The 18,113-nt window shown below is 55.9% G+C and carries 14 protein-coding genes; 10 read left to right on the plus strand and 4 right to left on the minus strand.

Annotated elements, in window-relative coordinates:
* Nucleotides 1-34: 34 nt before the first annotated feature.
* Nucleotides 35-1,618, minus strand: coding sequence for a phosphoethanolamine transferase (locus AB6731_RS11275; protein ID WP_371006370.1), 1,584 nt, complete (start codon nucleotides 1,616-1,618; stop codon nucleotides 35-37).
* A 283-nt stretch (nucleotides 1,619-1,901) separates the two neighbouring features.
* A complete protein-coding gene (gene mntS, locus AB6731_RS11280; RefSeq protein ID WP_020884908.1) occupies nucleotides 1,902-2,033 on the minus strand; it encodes a manganase accumulation protein MntS in 132 nt (43 codons plus the stop codon).
* 183 nt (nucleotides 2,034-2,216) lie between these two features.
* On the opposite strand from mntS, the gene mntR reads away from it, so the two are divergent.
* The 9 genes from mntR (at nucleotide 2,217) to AB6731_RS11325 (ending at nucleotide 12,857) form a co-directional block, all read left to right on the plus strand.
* Nucleotides 2,217-2,690: a manganese-binding transcriptional regulator MntR gene (gene mntR / locus AB6731_RS11285; RefSeq protein WP_014169260.1), complete on the plus strand. Its 474-nt coding sequence runs from the start codon at nucleotides 2,217-2,219 to the stop codon at nucleotides 2,688-2,690.
* Nucleotides 2,687-3,796: an anion transporter gene (locus AB6731_RS11290; RefSeq protein WP_020884907.1), complete on the plus strand. Its 1,110-nt coding sequence runs from the start codon at nucleotides 2,687-2,689 to the stop codon at nucleotides 3,794-3,796. Before mntR ends, AB6731_RS11290 begins: the two co-directional genes overlap by 4 nt.
* Before the next feature lie 101 nt (nucleotides 3,797-3,897).
* Nucleotides 3,898-4,992, plus strand: a complete 1,095-nt coding sequence (locus AB6731_RS11295; protein ID WP_020884906.1) for an HlyD family secretion protein — start codon at nucleotides 3,898-3,900, stop codon at nucleotides 4,990-4,992.
* The gene (locus tag AB6731_RS11300; RefSeq protein ID WP_014169264.1) at nucleotides 4,989-6,560 is read left to right on the plus strand and encodes a DHA2 family efflux MFS transporter permease subunit; all 1,572 of its coding nucleotides are present in this window, start codon (nucleotides 4,989-4,991) and stop codon (nucleotides 6,558-6,560) included. Before AB6731_RS11295 ends, AB6731_RS11300 begins: the two co-directional genes overlap by 4 nt.
* Complete coding sequence (locus tag AB6731_RS11305) at nucleotides 6,560-8,080, plus strand: efflux transporter outer membrane subunit (protein ID WP_063925235.1); 1,521 nt, start codon at nucleotides 6,560-6,562, stop codon at nucleotides 8,078-8,080. The genes AB6731_RS11300 and AB6731_RS11305 overlap by 1 nt, the downstream gene beginning before the upstream one ends.
* A 106-nt stretch (nucleotides 8,081-8,186) precedes the next feature.
* Nucleotides 8,187-9,227, plus strand: a complete 1,041-nt coding sequence (locus tag AB6731_RS11310) for an aldo/keto reductase (protein ID WP_014169266.1) — start codon at nucleotides 8,187-8,189, stop codon at nucleotides 9,225-9,227.
* Nucleotides 9,228-9,374: 147 nt separating this feature from the next.
* Entirely contained in the window at nucleotides 9,375-10,751 is a 1,377-nt protein-coding gene (locus tag AB6731_RS11315; protein WP_032677737.1) for a glycoside hydrolase family 1 protein, read from the plus strand.
* A gap of 51 nt (nucleotides 10,752-10,802) precedes the next feature.
* On the plus strand, nucleotides 10,803-12,125 hold the full coding sequence (locus tag AB6731_RS11320) for a PTS sugar transporter subunit IIC (RefSeq protein WP_014169268.1): 1,323 nt from the start codon (nucleotides 10,803-10,805) through the stop codon (nucleotides 12,123-12,125).
* A gap of 15 nt (nucleotides 12,126-12,140) precedes the next feature.
* Nucleotides 12,141-12,857 carry a GntR family transcriptional regulator gene (locus AB6731_RS11325; protein ID WP_014169269.1) on the plus strand — a complete coding sequence of 239 codons (717 nt, stop codon included), beginning with the start codon at nucleotides 12,141-12,143 and terminating at the stop codon, nucleotides 12,855-12,857.
* Nucleotides 12,858-12,927: 70 nt separating this feature from the next.
* Here the strand turns inward: AB6731_RS11325 and ldtB are convergent, their stop codons facing one another.
* Nucleotides 12,928-13,848, minus strand: a complete 921-nt coding sequence (ldtB, locus tag AB6731_RS11330) for a L,D-transpeptidase (protein WP_025204618.1) — start codon at nucleotides 13,846-13,848, stop codon at nucleotides 12,928-12,930.
* 221 nt (nucleotides 13,849-14,069) lie between these two features.
* On the opposite strand from ldtB, the gene AB6731_RS11335 reads away from it, so the two are divergent.
* Nucleotides 14,070-15,665 (plus strand): ABC-F family ATPase, encoded by a 1,596-nt coding sequence (locus AB6731_RS11335; protein WP_014169271.1) that lies wholly within the window; start codon nucleotides 14,070-14,072, stop codon nucleotides 15,663-15,665.
* Nucleotides 15,666-15,741: 76 nt separating this feature from the next.
* On the opposite strand, the gene AB6731_RS11340 is transcribed toward AB6731_RS11335, so the two are convergent.
* Complete coding sequence (locus tag AB6731_RS11340) at nucleotides 15,742-18,105, minus strand: TIM-barrel domain-containing protein (protein WP_371006372.1); 2,364 nt, start codon at nucleotides 18,103-18,105, stop codon at nucleotides 15,742-15,744.
* Between the last annotated feature and the right edge of the window lie 8 nt (nucleotides 18,106-18,113).

An 18,113-nucleotide genomic window follows, 5' to 3' on the forward strand; every position in this document is an offset into this window, starting at 1 on the left:
TCGCCTTGCAGGAGAGGGTAGCAGATTGCCCGGATTATTTACTCTTAATATCGAAGATATCGGTTCCCAGATGGTTATAGTCAACTTTCTGTAACTTGAAGTTGGTAACGTAAACTGGGGGAGCCTTCTTGTTAGAGACAAACGGGTACGCATTTTTTATCTGCTGTGCCGAAATCCCCGTCCACTGCGAGAAGAAGGTCAGGAAATCATTGGCCGAACGCCGCGCTTTAATAATGCGATGCGTTTTATCATCACTCGACACAACCATAAACGGTACCTGGAAGTTCTGCTGGAACTTATCGTCGTGCGCCAGATACTGCACCTCTTTACCGCGCTCTTTAAACGCCAGCCCGTGATCCGAGAAGTAGACCATCGAGAAACTGTCACCCGTATTGCGTAACTGATCGTACAGTTTGCTCAGCAGGTCGTCGGTTTGCGTCATGGTGTAGAGATAGCATGAGGTCTCTTTGGACTGCACAAACTCTGCGTATTTACCGCCGGTCCGATCGCAGGCCTGCGGGTGAGACCCCATCAGGTGCAGAACAATCAGCTGCGGCTGGGTACGCGGAGAGGCAAAGACCTGCGCCGTCATTTTCAGCAACGCTTCATCTTTCGTGTTCTTGTCCGCTTCAAAATCACCGTTCTTCAGGAACTGCACTTCGTCGGCGCGTCTGGCGATACTGGCAATGGCCGTATCGTATTCGCCAATTTGTCCCTGATTGGAGAACCACCAGGTCTGGAAACCTGCCCGGTTCGCCAGGGTAACAAAGTTATCCTGAAACTGGGGTTTGTCATCGACCACCCGGTTCAGCGTCAGGCCGAGAGATTTCTGCGTTGAGCCGCTGGCCGCAACATAATCGGTAAACAGGATGCCTTTGACCGAACTGGCGAACGGTGTGTTGTCCCAGTGTCCGCCAAAGGCTCCCATGGCGTCGCGACGTGCACTTTCACCAATCACCACCACATAGGTGTGATATTTGGGCTTCACGGCCAGCACGTTCCAGGTGTCTTTCATATTTGAAAGCTCAGCCATACGTGCCTGTTCGTCGAGCACCTCTTTATTGTTAACGACGACGTCTTTCACAAAACGGAACACCGGATAGCCGGTATCCTTCAGCTTGAACACCCCACCCCAGGCCAGGTTTTGTACTGGTGCGACAAAGAATGCCACCACGCTAAACGCCAGGCACAGGTGCTCAATTTTTCCCCACGTTTTTTTCTCTTCCACTTTACGGCGAACGGCTATCACGCCAAGGGCAAAGATAAAGAGGCCGACCACATAGCTGTACCAGGGGAAGATCGTCAGGATCTCTGTTGACTCTTCCATATTGGTCGAGTGCAGCGCCAGCAGGGTATTAAAGTTCGGCGAGCCGTAAGCCTGACCAAACGGGAAATAGAGTGCAGCGACCAGAGAACAGATTCCGACTAACGTTTTTTGCGCGCGCGGAGCCGTTCGCCACAGCACATGCAATATGCAGGTAAAGGCCACGGCATAGAGCAGGCTAAAGGGATAGCCCAGCGCAAAGTTAATCAGTAATGACTGCAAAAAGTAAAATCCCGTCCACGGGCTTAAGGCCCGGCTACGGGTAACAACGGTGTCTATCAGGGTTAAATTCATAGGTCACTATCATGGATAAAAACGCCATGTGCTCACCCTGGCGTCAAGGGTCATAACCTGCCTGACAGTGCGTGGAGAGGGAATGAGGGTCCGCTTCAGCGAGCCGCAAATTGTGCAGGGCTGCAAGAAGATAGTGCGAGCGCTAAATAATAGCAACAGTTGCTAAGCAGATGTTTTGCGAAGGGGATTGCAAATCCGTAAAAAAGATCGGGAATAGGGCGGCTAAAAGCCAGTGTACAGAGGGGTTGTGACGGAAAAATGAAGCGGCGTACCGCAACGCCGCTTAGTGGGAAGGTTTGTCGTCCTGATGCGGGGGTTTGTTGTTAAACATATCGCACAGCATGTTCAACAGCATCAGGCGTACTTTAAAGGGGGAGTGGGTAAACACGTTCATACACCTCTTGAATTCGTTCATGAGACCTCCTGATTTTTGATCCCTTCGATCCGTGAAGGGTGACTGCATTACATACAGATATAGCACAGGCTATATTGTATAGCTATGGCTATTTCGTTAATTTTTTGTGCTTGTAGAGGGATGGTTTACAATGTGCGCTCTCGATACCGGGCGCTGGAAGCGTCACCCCACTGAGGAAGTACAATGAACCGTCGCGCAGGTAAGCCAACAATCAGAAAAACGACGCAACTGGTGAATGTTGAAGAACATGTCGAAGGTTTTCGCCAGGTACGTGAAGCGCACCGTCGTGAGTTGATTGATGACTATGTTGAACTGATTTCCGATTTGATTCGCGAGGTCGGGGAGGCGCGTCAGGTGGATATGGCTGCACGGCTGGGCGTTTCCCAACCGACAGTGGCAAAAATGTTAAAACGTCTGGCCTCCGTGGGCCTGATTGAAATGATCCCCTGGCGCGGCGTCTTTCTGACGCCGGAAGGGGAGAAACTCGCCCAGGAGAGTCGTGAGCGCCACCAGCTCGTCGAAAACTTCTTACTGGTGCTGGGCGTAAGCCCGGAAATTGCCCGCCGGGACGCGGAAGGAATGGAACACCACGTCAGCGAAGAGACGCTGGTTAAGTTCCGCGAGTTTACCCTTAAATATGGTCCCTCCGCTGAATGAACATCCCCGGACTGCAGGCCCTGGCACGCGATCGTTTCTTCCATCTCTTATTCATCATTGGCGCAGTATTAAGCATCTTTGTGCCGTTTGCGCCACACACCTGGCCTGCGGTGATTGACTGGCGCACCATCATTACCCTCAGTGGCCTGATGATGCTCACCAAAGGGGTAGAGTTGAGCGGCTATTTTGACGTCCTGGGACGTAAAATGGTGCGCCGCTTTGCCACTGAACGCCGCCTGGCGCTATTTATGGTGTTCTCTGCTGCGGTGCTGTCGACGTTTCTGACCAACGACGTGGCGCTGTTTATCATCGTGCCACTCACGCTCACGTTGCGTAAGCTCTGCGAGATCCCGGTTAGCCGGCTGATCATTTTCGAGGCGCTGGCCGTTAACGCCGGTTCGCTTCTGACCCCTATCGGCAACCCACAAAATATTCTCCTGTGGGGACGCTCCGGGCTGTCTTTTGCCGCTTTTACCTGGCAGATGGCTCCGCTGGCGCTGGTGATGATGGTGTCGCTGCTGGCGGTCTGCTGGTTCGCGTTCCCGGTTAAAAAACTGCAGTACCACAGCGGTACCACGGGCCCGCAGTGGCAGCCGCGTCTGGTGTGGAGTTGTCTGGCGCTGTACATCGTTTTCCTGTTCGCGCTGGAACTGAAGTATGAACTGGCGGGCGTACTGCTCGTCGCCGCCGGTTTTTTATTCCTGGCGCGGCGCGTGCTGATCAGCGTGGACTGGACGTTATTGCTGGTCTTTATGGTGATGTTTATTGATGTGCATCTGCTTATCCAGCTTCCGGTACTGCAACACGTTCTGCACAGCGTCAGTGGCCTGTCGCAGCCGGGATTGTGGCTCACGGCGATTGGTCTGTCACAGTTCATCAGCAACGTGCCTTCCACCATTTTACTCCTCAACTACGTTCCCCCTGATACGCTGCTGGCGTGGGCGGTGAATATCGGCGGGTTTGGGCTGCTGCCCGGTTCGCTTGCTAACCTGATTGCCCTGCGTATGGCTAACGATCGTCGTATCTGGTGGCGTTTCCATGTCTGGTCGATCCCGATGCTGATTTGGGCCGCGGCGATCGGTTTCGGAATTTTCCTTCTCATATAGTGCGCAATTTGTCAGTTTTTCCTGGCAAACGTATAGCAACGTCCTAGCTTTAGTGAACGGCATAGTGTGATGCCGCTCACTGACAGGACTGTTGCTGACCTATGGCTGAAGATCAAAACCTGCCTGCTGACGAGCAGGAAAACAACACTAAACAGCGTAAGCGCCCGGGCAAAAAACCGTTAATCATCCTTGGCATTGTCGTGGTGGTGATGGTTATCGTGGCGCTGGTCTGGTGGTTTTTAACCCGTAACGAAGAGACCACTGACGACGCCTTTACCGACGGTGATGTGGTGACGATTGCCCCGAAAACGGCAGGCTATGTCACCGAGCTGCGCGTGCGCGATAACCAGCGGGTGAAAAAGGGTGACCTGCTGGTGGTTATCGATCCGCGTGATACCACCGCCCAGCGCGATCAGGCGCAGGCCCAGCTTGGGCTGGCGATCGCCCAGCTGCATCAGGCTCAGGCGCAGCTGGCGCTGTCAAAAGTCCAGTATCCCGCTCAGCGTGATGAAGCTAAAGCGCAGGTGATTAAAGCGCAGGCCGATCTGGCCAATGCGCAGGCGGAGTATCGCCGCCAGCGAGGCGTTGACCCGCGAGCGACCACCCAGCAAAGTATTGATACCGCCAATGCCCAGCTGCGCAGTGCCCAGGCGGGCCTGGCAAGTGCGCAGGCGCAGCTTGAAGTGGCGGAGCAGGTACAGCTGCAGATCCGCCAGCAGGAAACCAATGTGGAAGCGCGTCAGCGCCAGGTCGATCAGGCCAAAGCGCAGCTGGAAACCGCGACGCTGAACCTCTCTTACACCGAAGTCCGCGCCCCGTTTGACGGTTTTGTCACTAAACGCAACGTCCAGCCCGGCACCCTGGTGCAGGCGGGTACCGCGCTGTTTTCACTGGTCTCTCCGAATGTGTGGGTGGTGGCGAACTTTAAAGAGTCGCAGCTCGAACGCATGAAGCCGGGCGATAAGGTCGAGGTGTCCGTAGATGCCTGGCCGGATATGGCGCTCGAAGGCCATGTCGACAGTATTCAACAGGGCAGCGGCTCGCGCTTCTCCGCCTTCCCGTCGGAAAACGCTACCGGTAACTTTGTCAAAATCGTTCAGCGCGTGCCGGTGAAGATCGTGATTGATAAAGGGCTGGATCCCAACAAACCGTTGCCGCTTGGGCTGTCGGTTGCACCGAAGGTGACAGTGGAATGACGGATCACAGCCACGACAACTGGCGACCCGCCAGTAATCCGTGGGCGGTGGCGATTGTGGTCACGCTGGCGGTGTTTATGGAAATCCTCGACACCACTATCGTTAACGTGGCACTCCCGCATGTGGCCGGGTCGCTCTCGTCCAGCTACGACGAATCCACCTGGGTATTGACCAGCTACCTGGTGGCAAACGGCATAGTGCTGCCGATATCGGCTTTCCTGAGCCGGGTTTTTGGCCGCAAGCAGTTCTTCCTCATCTGCATCGTGATGTTCACCGTCTGTTCGTTCCTGTGCGGGATCGCCACCGAGCTGTGGCAAATCATTCTCTTTCGCGTAATGCAGGGCTTTTTCGGCGGGGGGCTGCAGCCCACGCAGCAGTCGGTGCTGCTCGACTACTTTAAACCCGAGGACCGGGGTAAAGCGTTTGGCCTGTCGTCAATCGCCATCATCGTTGCGCCGGTACTTGGCCCGACGCTGGGCGGCTGGATCACCGATAACTACTCCTGGCGCTGGGTTTTCTTCATCAACATTCCGGTGGGGATTGTAACGGTGCTGGCGATCTACCAGCTGCTGGAAGACCCGCCATGGGAAAGCAAATCGAAAGAGAAGCTGTCTATCGACTGGACGGGGATTGGCCTGATCGCGCTGGGGCTGGGCTGCCTGCAGGTGATGCTCGACCGGGGAGAAGATGAGGACTGGTTTTATTCGAACTTTATTCGCACCTTCGCCGTGCTGACGCTCATCGGCATTATTGGAGCGATTTACTGGCTGGTGTATGCCAAAAAACCGGTGGTAGATCTGCACTGCATGAAAGATCGCAACTTCGCCATCTCCAGCCTGCTGATGGCGGGCATGGCGATGATTCTGTACGGCAGTTCGGTGGTGATTCCGCAGCTTGCACAGCAGGATCTGGGCTACACCGCCACCTGGTCGGGGCTGGTGCTTTCGCCGGGCGCCGTGTTGATCGTATTGACTATCCCGCTGGTGCTGAAGCTGATGCCGGTGGTGCAGACGCGCTGGATTATCGCTTTCGGTTTTACCTGCCTGGCGGTGTCGTTCTTCTGGTCACGTACGCTGACCCCGGATATCGATTTCGAAACGCTGGTGTTGTTCCGCAGCGCCCAGTCGATAGGGCTTGGGTTCCTGTTTGTTCCTCTCACCACCATTGCTTTTATTTCGATACCGAGGCGGCTGAACGCCGATGCGGCGGCGCTGTTCACCATGTTCCGCAACGTGGCGGGCTCAATTGGCATCTCGCTTTCTACGGCGGCCATTACCGAACGTTCCCAGGCGCACAGCGCGCATCTGGCCTATCACGCGTCACCGTTTAATGAACAGTTCCAGCTGGCGATACGCGAAAGCGCACAGGCGATCCAGAACTTCACCACTCAGGTCGGGGACCCTACCGGTATCGCCACCGGGCGCATGTACCAGACCATGATCGAGCAGTCGCGCTTCCTAGCGTATATCGACGTGTTCACCATTCTGAGCGTGGTAGCCATGTTACTGATTCCGTTTTGTTTGTTGCTCTCGCCGGTTAAGAGCGAGGGGAGTGCAGGAGCACATTGATGATACACAGACGTTTAACCCCCCTGATGATCATGCTGCTGGCAGGCTGTGCCGTGGGGCCGGATTACCAGCCGCCGGCGTCGCAGACCCCGACACACTGGAACGACCCGGGTGACAGCGGCGTGAAGTCAAAAACGGCCTCGATGGCAACCAACCCACGCTGGTGGAAAACCTTCGGTTCACCGCAGCTGGACAGCCTGATAGAGCGCGCGATCGCGGGAAATTTATCCCTGCAGCAGACGGTGTTGCGTATTGCCGGGGCGCGCGAACAGATTAACCAGGCGGGTGGGGCGTTTTACCCTTCCGTAAACGGTAATCTGCAGGCAACGCGCCAGCAGCTTGGGCTGGAGGGAGAGCTGAAATCCCACGGCGTGTACGACCAGCTTGATAACGTGGATCCTGAACTCAGGGGCGCGCTAGGACCGCTGACGCAGCCGATCAATCTTTACCAGGGGAGCTTCGATGCGCAGTGGGAAATCGACCTGTGGGGCAAGGTGCGCCGACAGGTCGAGGCTGCCGAAGCGCAGCAGAAAGCGGCGATAGAGCAGCGTAACGACGCGCTGGTGTCGCTGGAGGCGGAAGTGGCGCGCGCATGGCTGCAGCTGCGGGGTGCGCAGAGCATCATTGCCACGCTGAACACCCAGATTAAGAGCGCGCAACAAACCCTGGAACTCACCGAAAGCCGCCAGCGGGGCGGGCTGTCACCGCAAATGGACGTTGAAAATGCGCGTGCCCAGTTGGGGAACCTCGAAGCGCAGCTTCCTCAGTATCAGGCCCAGGCACGGCAGGCAATGAATGGCCTCGCGATTTTACTCGGCAAGCCGCCGGGGGCGCTGGATGCGGAGCTGCAGTCGGCGCAGCCGATGCCCGCCCTGCCGGATATCGTACAAACGGGTATCCCCTCTACGCTGGCCCGTCGTCGTCCTGACGTACGCGAGGCGGAAGCCAACCTCCACGCCGCCACGGCGCAAATTGGCGTTTCCGTGGCGCAGCTGTTCCCGAGCTTTACCCTCTCCGGGCAGTTTGGTCTGCGAAACAGCGAAACCAACTGGCTGACGGACTGGAGCAGCCACTTCTACAGCTTCGGCCCGCAGGTCTCGATACCGATTTTCCAGGGCGGAAGACTGGTGTCGAGCGTGAAGGTGGCGCGTGCGCAGCAGGGCGCGGCAGTGCTCGACTACCGCCAGACGGTGCTCACCGCGCTCGGGGACGTGGAGAATGCGCTGGTGAGCTACCGCACCGATCAGCAGCGTGAAGCCGGCCTTGCTAAAACCATCGATGCGTTGCAAAACGCGTTTGATTTGGCAAGCGACAGCTACCGGCAGGGGATCGCCAGCTTTATTGACGTGCTGGATGCCCAGCGGCAACTGGCGCAGGCGCAGCAGCAACGCGCGCAGGCGCAGGTACAAAGCGCTCTCGATCTGGTGGCGCTCTACAAAGCGCTGGGCGGCGGCTGGGAGCCGTATCAGCAGGTGCAATTACCGGATTACAAGGTCTTTGGTGAGGCTCCGCGCGGATAAGATTCAGAGGATTGGGCAAGAAACGGACAGGAACACCACATTCGCGATGGCTATGGGGCGGGTATAACTATCGGGTACCCATCGAACGACATGCGAGGATTATCTTATGCGTTATCAAAAACTGGGCAATACCGGTCTGTTTGTGTCTGAACTGTGCCTTGGCACCATGACCTTCGGCGGAGAAGGCGGCATGTGGGGCAAGATTGGTCAGCTGCAGCAAAGTGAAGCCGAGCAGCTGGTGGGCCGTGCACTGGATGCCGGAATTAATTTCATCGATACCGCGGATGTGTATTCGGAAGGGCGCTCGGAGGAGATCACCGGCCAGGCGCTGAAGAACCTGAAAATTCCGCGCGAAAATGTGGTGGTTGCCACCAAAGTGTTTGGCGAAACGGGCACGGCCGGGGTGAACTCCCGCGGCAGTTCGCGCTATCACATCATCAGTAGCGTCAAAGAGAGCCTGCGCCGTCTGCAGCTCGATCATATCGATCTGTATCAGCTCCACGGTTTTGACCCGGCAACCCCTGTCGAAGAGATGCTCTACGCGCTGGATAACCTGGTGCAGCATGGGCACGTGCGTTATATCGGCGTCTCTAACTGGGCGGCGTGGCAGATTGCCAAAGCGCTGGGCATTTCCGAACGCCTTGGACTGGCGCGTTTTGCTTCGCTGCAGGCGTATTACACCATCGCCGGGCGCGATCTTGAGCGTGAACTGATACCGATGATGCAAAGTGAAGGCGTCGGGCTGATGGTCTGGAGCCCACTGGCAGGCGGTCTGCTTAGCGGAAAATATGGCCGTGACGGGCAGAGTGAATCCGGCGGTCGCCGCCTGGAATTTGACTTCCCGCCGGTGAATAAAGAGCGTGCTTTCGATTGCGTGGATGTGATGCGCACTCTGGCCGAGCGCAAGGGTGTCTCTGTGGCGCAAATTGCGCTGGCGTGGTTGCTGCATCAGAAGGCCGTAACCAGCGTCATTATTGGTGCCAAACGTGTCGACCAGCTGGACGACAACATTGCCGCCACCGGGATCCGTTTAAGCGAAGACGAGCTTAAACAGCTTGATGCCGTCAGCGCGCTGCCGCGCGAATACCCGGGCTGGATGCTGGAGCGGCAGGGTGAATATCGCCGTCATCAGCTCGCACAACAATAACCGTCCTTCCCCCCGGTCTCGCTTCGCTGACCGGGTTTTTTTCCCGCCTTGCTCACAAAAAACGATCCTCCTCTTTGATTGATTTTTCGTCTTCGCCTATATGACTAGTCATGAAATTTTAAATGACTAGTCATATAGGGAGCGATCATGAATCAATTTCTGCCAGCCAATTTTTTATGGGGCAATTCCGTATCCAGTATGCAGACGGAAGGGGCCTGGAATGAGGGAGGAAAGGGAATGTCGGTTTATGACATTCGCGAAGCCGGGGAGAACGTTTCTGACTGGAAAGTCGCGACCGATTCCTACCACCGCTATCGGGAAGATTTCGACCTGATGCAGGATCTGGGCATGAACTGCTACCGCTTTCAGATCGCCTGGAGCCGCGTATGTCCACAGGGCGACGGTGACTTCAACGACGAAGGTATCGCCTTTTATGACCGCTTTATTGACGATTTAATTGCCCGCGGCATTGAGCCGATGATCTGCCTCTACCACTTCGATATGCCGCTGGCGCTGGCGCAGGAGTACAACGGTTTTAACGATCGCCGTGTGATGGACGCGTTTATCCGCTACGGCAAAAAGATGATCGACTGTTACGGCGACCGGGTGAAGTACTGGCTGACGTTTAACGAGCAGAACATCTTCCACATGCCGGAAGCCTTCCGGATCTCGGGCTATATGAAAGGCGAGAAAACCCTGCGCGAGCTGTATGAACTGCAGCACCACACCATGGTCGCGCATATGACCCTGACCGAATACCTGCACCAGACCCGTCCGGGGCAGCTGATGGGCGGCATGCTGGCGCACCAGCTGGTCTATCCGGCGACCTGTAAACCGCGTGATATCTTCTGCGCCCAGCAGTATGACGAATTCCTCAACCAGAACCTGCTGCGCGTCTTTGCCGGCCAGGGTTACAGCCCGGCGGTGATGGCGGTAGTTGAACAGCAAGGTTTTGCGGATATCTACCGCGCTGAGGATCTTGCGCTGCTGGCGCGTACCAAAAACGACTATATGGCCTTCAGCTACTACGCCAGTAAAACCCTCGACAGCGATGCGATCCCCGAAGGAACGCCGGTCAACGATTACCTTCTGCACGGTGATAAAAATAACCCGTACCTGAAAGCGACCGAATGGAACTGGCAGATTGATCCGCTGGGCTTTCGCACCATCATCACCCGCTATTACAACGACTGGCGTATGCCGGTATTCCCGATTGAAAACGGTATTGGGGTGATCGAGTCCTGGGACGGTGTGAATCCGATTGAAGATACCTACCGTATTGACTACCACCGGGCGCATATCGAGGCGATGAAACAAGCCATGTTTGAGGATGGCGCGGAGGTGATCGGTTACCTCGGCTGGGGCTTAATCGACATTCTGAGTTCACAGGGAGACATGCGTAAGCGTTACGGCGTGGTCTATGTGAACCGTGAAAACCACGACCTGAAAGACTTAAAGCGCGTACCGAAGAAGAGCTACGCATGGTTGAAACAGGTTATCCATACCAACGGACGCGAGATGTAAGCCGTACGCTGCCGGGCCGTTTTTGTGACTGATTGAAGGGAAATATCCGCTATGTCTGAAACAAAAATAACACCGCATATGCAGTCTTTTGTCGACAGATTTGTTGAGTTCTCGGCGCGCCTGGCAAACCAGGTGCACCTGCGTTCCCTGCGCGATGCCTTCGCCACGGTCATGCCCATTTTCATCCTTGCCGGTCTGGCGGTGCTGGTGAATAACGTGGTATTCCCATGGATTTTTGAAGGCGACACGCTGGCGCATTTTAAGGTGTGGGGCGAGGCGATTATTAACGGTACGCTGAATATCGCCGCGCTGTTGCTGGCACCGATGATTGCCTGGTCGCTGGCACGCAACAAAGACTTCGACAACCCGGTCTCGGCAGTGGTTATCGCCATCAGCAGTTTTATCATTATGATGCCGATGCGCTTACAGCTCACGCCCGTCGGCAGCGACGCCACGGTGAACGTCACGCAGGTGCTGACGTTCTCCAATATTGGCTCAACCGGCATTTTTGCCGGGGTGCTGATTGGTCTGCTCTCAACGGAACTGTTTATCGCCATTTCTCGTCTGAAAGCGCTGCACATTTCTTTAGGTGAAAATGTACCGCCGGCGGTCAGCAAATCGTTTACCGCGCTGATCCCGACGATCCTGACGCTTTCCCTGTTTGCCATACTGGCCGCGCTTCTGGCGAACGTGTTGCACACGGATCTCATCCATCTGATCACCACTTTTATTCAACAGCCGCTGCGCCTGATCAATACCAGCCTGCCGGGCACGATTTTTATCTATAGCTTTGGTAACTTCCTGTTCACGCTTGGGATCCATCAGTCGGTGGTTAACAGCGTGGTGCTGGAGCCGTTTCTGCTGATCAACACCAACGAGAATATGCTGGCCTTTGCCAACGGTCAGCCTGTCCCACATATCATCAATAATATCTTTGTACCGACCTTTGGTATGGTGGGGGGGACCGGCAGCACGATTTCCCTGTTGATTGCCATTTTCATCTTCTCACGGCAAAAATCGGCGAAACAGGTGGCCCGTTTGTCGCTGGCGCCGGGCCTGTTTAACATCAACGAGCCGGTCATTTTTGGCCTGCCGATTGTGTTCAACCTGCCGCTGATGATCCCCTTTGTGCTGCTACCTGCCATAGGTATCTGGTTTGCGTGGTTCTGTACTACCCTGGGGTTAATGTCGCGCTGTGTGGTTATGATCCCGTGGACAACCCCGCCCATTCTGAGCGCCTGGCTGGCAACGGCAGGGGACTGGCGCGCCGTGGTCGTGCAGTTGGCAATCATTGTATTTGGTGTATTCTTCTACCTGCCTTTCCTCAAAATTGCCGAGAGAGTGGCATTAAAAAACAGCGGGACAGAAAACTAACAAAAAGGAAGGACGATGGCGGCGAAGTACATCACCATAGCGCGGGAAATTAAGAAACGCATTATTAGCCAGCAATACGCCGCCAACGAACCGCTCCCGGACCAGTTTGCCCTGGCGGCGGAGTTCAGCACCAGCCGGATGACCATACAGCAGGCCATACGCCAGTTAATTGTGGAAGGGCTGATCTATACCCGTCAGGGGCAGGGGACGTTTATCCGCAAAAATTTCCTGCAACTCTCGCAGTGGGATCTTTCCGGCAGCGACTACTTCGGCGCAACAAAAACCTGGGAGCATCTGGGCACCGTTTCCAGCGTCGTGGTCCATTTCGAGTTGCGCTTTCCGAACGAGAAGGAGCAGGCCTCGCTGATGATTAACGCCGATGCGCCTGTCTATGACTTTGTTCGTTTGCGTCTGCTCAACGGTGAGCCGATGTCGCTGGACTCCACCGTTATGCCGCTTAATCTGGTGCCCGGTCTGAATAAAAGCCATCTTGAAGGCTCCGTGTTCCGCTACGTGCAGGAAACGCTGGGGCTGAAAATTATGGGGTCGTACCGGGTGGTGCGGGCGCTAAAGCCGAACGCGCTGGATATGCAACACCTTATCTGCGAGCAGACCGATCCGGTGCTGGAGGTGGAGCAGGTTATCTATCTGGAGGATGGCACACCGCTTGAGTATGCCCACTGTCACTACCGTTACGACCACGGCGGGATAGTTATCGTCAATAACGGATAAAAAAAAGCGGGCATCAGAGCCCGCTTTTTTATTCTCAGACCCGGTCAGCAAAGCGCCACCGGGCAGAGGGTCAGTTCAGACGCACTGGCATACCAGAACGGTTCTGAACGGCCTGGTCAACAATCGCTGTCTCTACATCCGGCTGAGAGGTCACGGACTGCACCGCGCTGTTCAGCGTAACCGGAACGATTTCGTTGTTGTTGATCTGGTCTTCGCTGGTGGACAGCGGGTTGTGTACTTCAATGTAACGGCTGCCATCCGGCTCAGACGTCGCTTTAACCGGTTCGTTGATGAACTGGACGCGGGTACCGACCGGCACGTTTTCGAACAGGAATTTGATGTCTTCGTTACGCAGACGTACGCAGCCGTGGCTTACGCGCAGGCCGATACCGAAGTTGGCGTTGGTCCCGTGAATCGCGTACAGACGGCCAATGTACAGCGCGTACAGACCCATTGGGTTATCCGGGCCTGCCGGTACAACAGCTGGCAGGGGTTCACCCGCAGCGATGTACTCTGCGTGCATTTTGGCGGTTGGCGTCCAGGTTGGGCCTGCTTTCTTACGCTCAACTTTGGTCGTCCAGTTCATTGGGGTGTCTTTACCCAGCTGGCCGATACCGATTGGCAGCACGATAACCGTGTTGGTGCCTTTCGGGTAGTAATACAGACGCATTTCCGCGCTGTTGATGACGATACCTTCATGGACGGTATCCGGCAGGATCAGCTGCTGAGGAATGTTCAGCACGGTACCGGCTTTAGGCAGATACGGGTCAACACCCGGATTCGCTTCCAGCATGTTAGACAGGCCCAACTGGTACTGCGCCGCGAAATATTCCAGTGGCTGAGCGTTACCTTCAGGCACCGTGACCACCTGGTTTTGACCAACCAGACGGCTACCGTCTGTCGGCAGCGGATAAGTCACCGCAGAAGCGGTTTTGCAAAAACCTACTACGGCTAACGCCGCCGCAAAAAGCGTTGTTAATTTCATGTTCATGTTGTGCGAGGTATCTAAGCCATTCCGGCGATGAGTTGATAAGTCTGAATCTTGATGGGAGCGCATTATATGTGCATTCCCGCTAACAGGGAATTCAGATGTGTACGAAATCACATTTTTTTCGATTTTGTTAAAGTTTAGCGGATTGCCGCAACGCGGGATCTCAATTCGGAATTGTGGCATAATGCCGTGTTTATCACACTTTTCGCAGGAATCTCCCCGTGTTAGTTACCAGCAACGTCACTATGCAGTTTGGCAGTAAGCCGCTGTTCGAAAACATTTCCGTCAAATTTGGCGGCGGCAACCGTTACGGCCTGATTGGCGCCAACGGTAGCGGTAAATCTACTTTTATGAAAATCCTCGGCGGTGATTTAGAGCCGACGCTGGGCAACGTTTCGCTGGATCCAAACGAGCGCATCGGTAAGCTGCGTCAGGATCAGTTCGCCTTTGAAGAGTTCACCGTGCTTGACACCGTTATCATGGGACACGCTGAGCTGTGGGAAGTGAAGCAGGAGCGCGATCGCATCTACGCTCTGGCGGAGATGAGCGAAGAAGATGGCTACAAAGTGGCCGATCTCGAAGTGCTGTACGGCGAAATGGATGGCTACTCTGCGGAAGCGCGTGCGGGCGAGCTGCTGCTGGGTGTGGGTATTCCGGTAGAACAACATTACGGTCCGATGAGCGAAGTCGCGCCAGGCTGGAAACTGCGTGTTCTGCTGGCGCAGGCGCTGTTCTCCAATCCGGATATCCTGCTGCTCGACGAACCAACGAACAACCTGGACATCGACACCATCCGCTGGCTGGAGCAGACGCTGAACGATCGCGACAGCACCATGATCATCATCTCGCACGACCGTCACTTCCTGAACATGGTGTGTACACACATGGCGGACCTGGACTACGGCGAGCTGCGCGTTTATCCGGGCAACTACGATGAGTACATGACGGCAGCCACGCAGGCGCGTGAACGTCTGCTGGCGGATAACGCCAAGAAGAAAGCCCAGATTGCTGATCTGCAGTCTTTCGTCAGCCGCTTCAGCGCGAACGCCTCTAAATCTCGCCAGGCGACCTCTCGTGCGCGTCAGATTGACAAGATCAAGCTTGATGAAGTGAAAGCGTCCAGCCGTCAGAACCCATTCATCCGCTTCGAGCAGGACAAGAAACTGTTCCGTAATGCGCTGGAAGTGGAAGCCCTGGCTAAAGGTTTTGAAAACGGTCCGCTGTTTAAAAACTTTAACCTGCTGCTGGAAGTGGGCGAGAAGATCGCCATTCTGGGTGCCAACGGCGTGGGTAAATCCACCCTGCTGAAAACCCTGGTCGGCGAACTGCAGCCGGATAACGGTACCGTGAAGTGGTCTGAAAACGCGCAGATTGGTTACTACGCACAGGACCATGAATACGAGTTCGAAAACGACCTGACCGTCTTCGACTGGATGAGCCAGTGGAAGCAGGAAGGCGATGACGAGCAGGCGGTGCGCAGCATTCTGGGTCGTCTGCTGTTCAGTCAGGACGACATCAAGAAGCCTGCTAAAGTGCTGTCCGGTGGTGAAAAAGGGCGCATGCTGTTCGGCAAGCTGATGATGGAAAAACCCAATATCCTGGTGATGGATGAACCGACTAACCACCTGGATATGGAATCTATCGAATCGCTGAACATGGCGCTGGAGATGTATCAGGGGACCCTGATCTTCGTCTCTCACGACCGTGAATTCGTCAGCTCGCTGGCGACCCGCGTGATCGAAATTACGCCTGAGCGCGTGGTGGACTTCACCGGTAACTACGAAGATTACCTGCGCAGTAAAGGTATCGAGAGTTAAAAAAAGCCCGGTGGCGCTACGCCTACCGGGCCTGTGTTTGATGCCCTCTCCCTGTGGGAGCGGGCATCAGGCCGTACTAGACCACCCATTCACTCCCTTCAATACCATTCACCAGCAGCGTGCGTTTTTCCCCGGCCGGTAACGATATCTTCAGCGCTTTCCACGCCGGACGATAATCTCCCCGCGCACTGACCTTCAGGTTGATGGTGGCACCGTCGCATGCCATGTCCCATTCCACCCACAGCGCATTGCCGTTCTGATAGCCCCAGCTTTCACCATCGTCTTCAAACAGCAGGCCCGCGGTTGAACCGACGCCTTTCACCGGGAACAGTTTCAGCTCACGGGTAGTGTCTTTTTCCGCGCTGACATGCGTAATGCGTTCGCTGAGCGGCAGACCCGCACCGGCACGTACCAGCAGCGGCAATTTCTCCAGCGGCGCATCACGTACGATCCACTGCCCGCCAGCGAACCACTCGTGGGTGTAAAAATCGTACCAGCCCGTTTCGTTATCCGGCAGCCAGACGCGTCGCTCGCGCTGCCCGGCCTCCACCACGCTGGCCACCAGCAGGTCGCGACCCAGCAGGAAATCATCGTTCTCCTCAAACGTCTGCGCATCGTGTTCGTGGTCGAGGAAGGTCGGGCGTAGCATCGGTTCGTCGTCAGCATGCGCCTGCCAGAGCAGGGTATAAAGGTACGGCAGCAGACGATAGCGTAATTCAATGGCACCACGAATAGCCGGCGTCACGCCCGGATACATCCACGGCTCGTTAACGGTGTGGTCATCATTCCATGAGTGAATGGTAAAGCGCGGATGCATCACGCCGTTTTGCACCCAGCGTACGAACAGTTCCGCGTCGGGTTTGTCGCCGGAGAAACCACCGACATCATGCCCCACATTAAACAGCCCGGACAGGCTCATTCCCAGACCCATGCGGGTGTTATAACGCAGGGTGTCCCAGCTGGTACGGTTATCGCCGCTCCAGGTCTGGACGTAACGCTGCATGCCCGCGCAGCCGGAGCGGGAAATGAGATACGGACGTTTTTCCGGGGCAAAACGCTGCTGCGCTTCCAGCGAGGCACGCATCATCAGCAGCGGCATTACCGGGCGAATGTGCTTGATCGCGATTTCCTTGCCAAAGCCGTGGCAGCGGGCTTCGCCATCCCACACTTCATATTCGTTGTTGTCGTTCCAGGTGGAGTCGATCCCCATCTCAAGCAGCTGCGTGGTTACCCCTTCCTGCCACCATTTCACCGTCTGTGGGTTGGTAAAATCGAGGTGAGAACCTTCGTCATCCCAGAAGCTGGAGCGTTCTGGCGCGTCGGTTTCTGAATCGCGGATGAACAACCCGTTTTCCGCAACTTCGTTATAGCGCGGGTGATCCTGCAGCAGGCATGGCTTGATGTTGGCCGCCAGCTTTAACCCCGCGTCGTGGAAGGCCTGGGTCATCACCTTCGGCTGCGGCACCTTGTCGTGGTTCCAGTTAAAGACGTAGCGCTTGCCGTTGATCGAGGTATAGCCCGAAGAGAGCTGGAACGAGTCGCAGGGAATAGCATGTTCTTCGCACAGACGAATAAAGTTCATCAGCTGGTTCTGCGCATCCGGCGCGTCGGTGTAATGCATGGTCGAACCGCTGTAACCCAGGCTCCATTTCGGCCCGAAGAGCGTTTTCCCGGTCAGACGCACGAAGGCTTTGGTCACGTCCAGCGCCCGTTTGCCCGTGAACAGGTAGTAATCGATGTCGCCCGCTTCCGCCTGCCAGCGACGATAGGCGGTGTGATAGTTGTCAATCTCGTTGCCCAGATCCAGCCAGCAGCTGCTCAGGTTGTCGTAGAAGAGACCGTAACTCACGTCATCGCGACGGGTGAGGGTGAACGGAATATGTTTGTACAGAGGATCGGTGCTGGCCGCGTTGTAGCCCATTGCATCGAGGTTGCGCATCTCGTAGCGTTTACCGTTACGCTGCAGATCGCCGGCTTTCTCACCCAGACCGTAGAAGCGTTCATCCTTGCGGCGGCTCAGGTAGTGCGCCGCACCGTCGCCATGGGCATTCAGCAGATAGGCACTGGTTGGACGGTCGTTGACCAGTGGCTGCCACTCACCCGCCTCATTGCGGTAGTGCCACTCCAGCCACAGCGGCTGATGCACGGTCACACGCAGCTGTTCGGTAGCAACCGTCAGTACGTCGTCCTGCTGCGTTAGTGTCCAGGCGGGGCAGGTGAAACCACTCAGATCGTCGCGGCGGCGACCTTCCCACGGCACATCTTGTTGCGGGGCGATGCTCCAGGTGCGATCCAGCGTCAGCTCACCTTTGCGTTTAATCAGCACGCGGAACAGATTTTCTTCCAGCATATACAGGCACAGACGGTGCTGGTTATCGACCAGCAGTTCCAGATGATTTGCCGACTGCTTATCAACGGTCCAGCTTTTCAGGGTTTTCATATGCAATA

Origin of the sequence: Enterobacter sp. RCC_40 (genome assembly GCF_041360735.1) — a bacterium.
GTDB classification, from domain to species: Bacteria; Pseudomonadota; Gammaproteobacteria; order Enterobacterales; family Enterobacteriaceae; genus Enterobacter; species Enterobacter ludwigii.

What these genes read in the sequence shown, in the direction of transcription:
- ldtB (WP_025204618.1), bottom strand. Translation starts at nt 13,848, where the DNA reads ATGAACATGAAATTAACAACGCTTTTTGCGGCGGCGTTAGCCGTAGTA.
- AB6731_RS11275 (WP_371006370.1), bottom strand. Translation starts at nt 1,618, where the DNA reads ATGAATTTAACCCTGATAGACACCGTTGTTACCCGTAGCCGGGCCTTA.
- AB6731_RS11325 (WP_014169269.1), top strand. Translation starts at nt 12,141, where the DNA reads ATGGCGGCGAAGTACATCACCATAGCGCGGGAAATTAAGAAACGCATT.
- AB6731_RS11320 (WP_014169268.1), top strand. Translation starts at nt 10,803, where the DNA reads ATGTCTGAAACAAAAATAACACCGCATATGCAGTCTTTTGTCGACAGA.
- AB6731_RS11315 (WP_032677737.1), top strand. Translation starts at nt 9,375, where the DNA reads ATGAATCAATTTCTGCCAGCCAATTTTTTATGGGGCAATTCCGTATCC.
- mntS (WP_020884908.1), bottom strand. Translation starts at nt 2,033, where the DNA reads ATGAACGAATTCAAGAGGTGTATGAACGTGTTTACCCACTCCCCCTTT.
- AB6731_RS11300 (WP_014169264.1), top strand. Translation starts at nt 4,989, where the DNA reads ATGACGGATCACAGCCACGACAACTGGCGACCCGCCAGTAATCCGTGG.
- AB6731_RS11305 (WP_063925235.1), top strand. Translation starts at nt 6,560, where the DNA reads ATGATACACAGACGTTTAACCCCCCTGATGATCATGCTGCTGGCAGGC.
- AB6731_RS11295 (WP_020884906.1), top strand. Translation starts at nt 3,898, where the DNA reads ATGGCTGAAGATCAAAACCTGCCTGCTGACGAGCAGGAAAACAACACT.
- AB6731_RS11310 (WP_014169266.1), top strand. Translation starts at nt 8,187, where the DNA reads ATGCGTTATCAAAAACTGGGCAATACCGGTCTGTTTGTGTCTGAACTG.
- mntR (WP_014169260.1), top strand. Translation starts at nt 2,217, where the DNA reads ATGAACCGTCGCGCAGGTAAGCCAACAATCAGAAAAACGACGCAACTG.
- AB6731_RS11290 (WP_020884907.1), top strand. Translation starts at nt 2,687, where the DNA reads ATGAACATCCCCGGACTGCAGGCCCTGGCACGCGATCGTTTCTTCCAT.
- AB6731_RS11340 (WP_371006372.1), bottom strand. Translation starts at nt 18,105, where the DNA reads ATGAAAACCCTGAAAAGCTGGACCGTTGATAAGCAGTCGGCAAATCAT.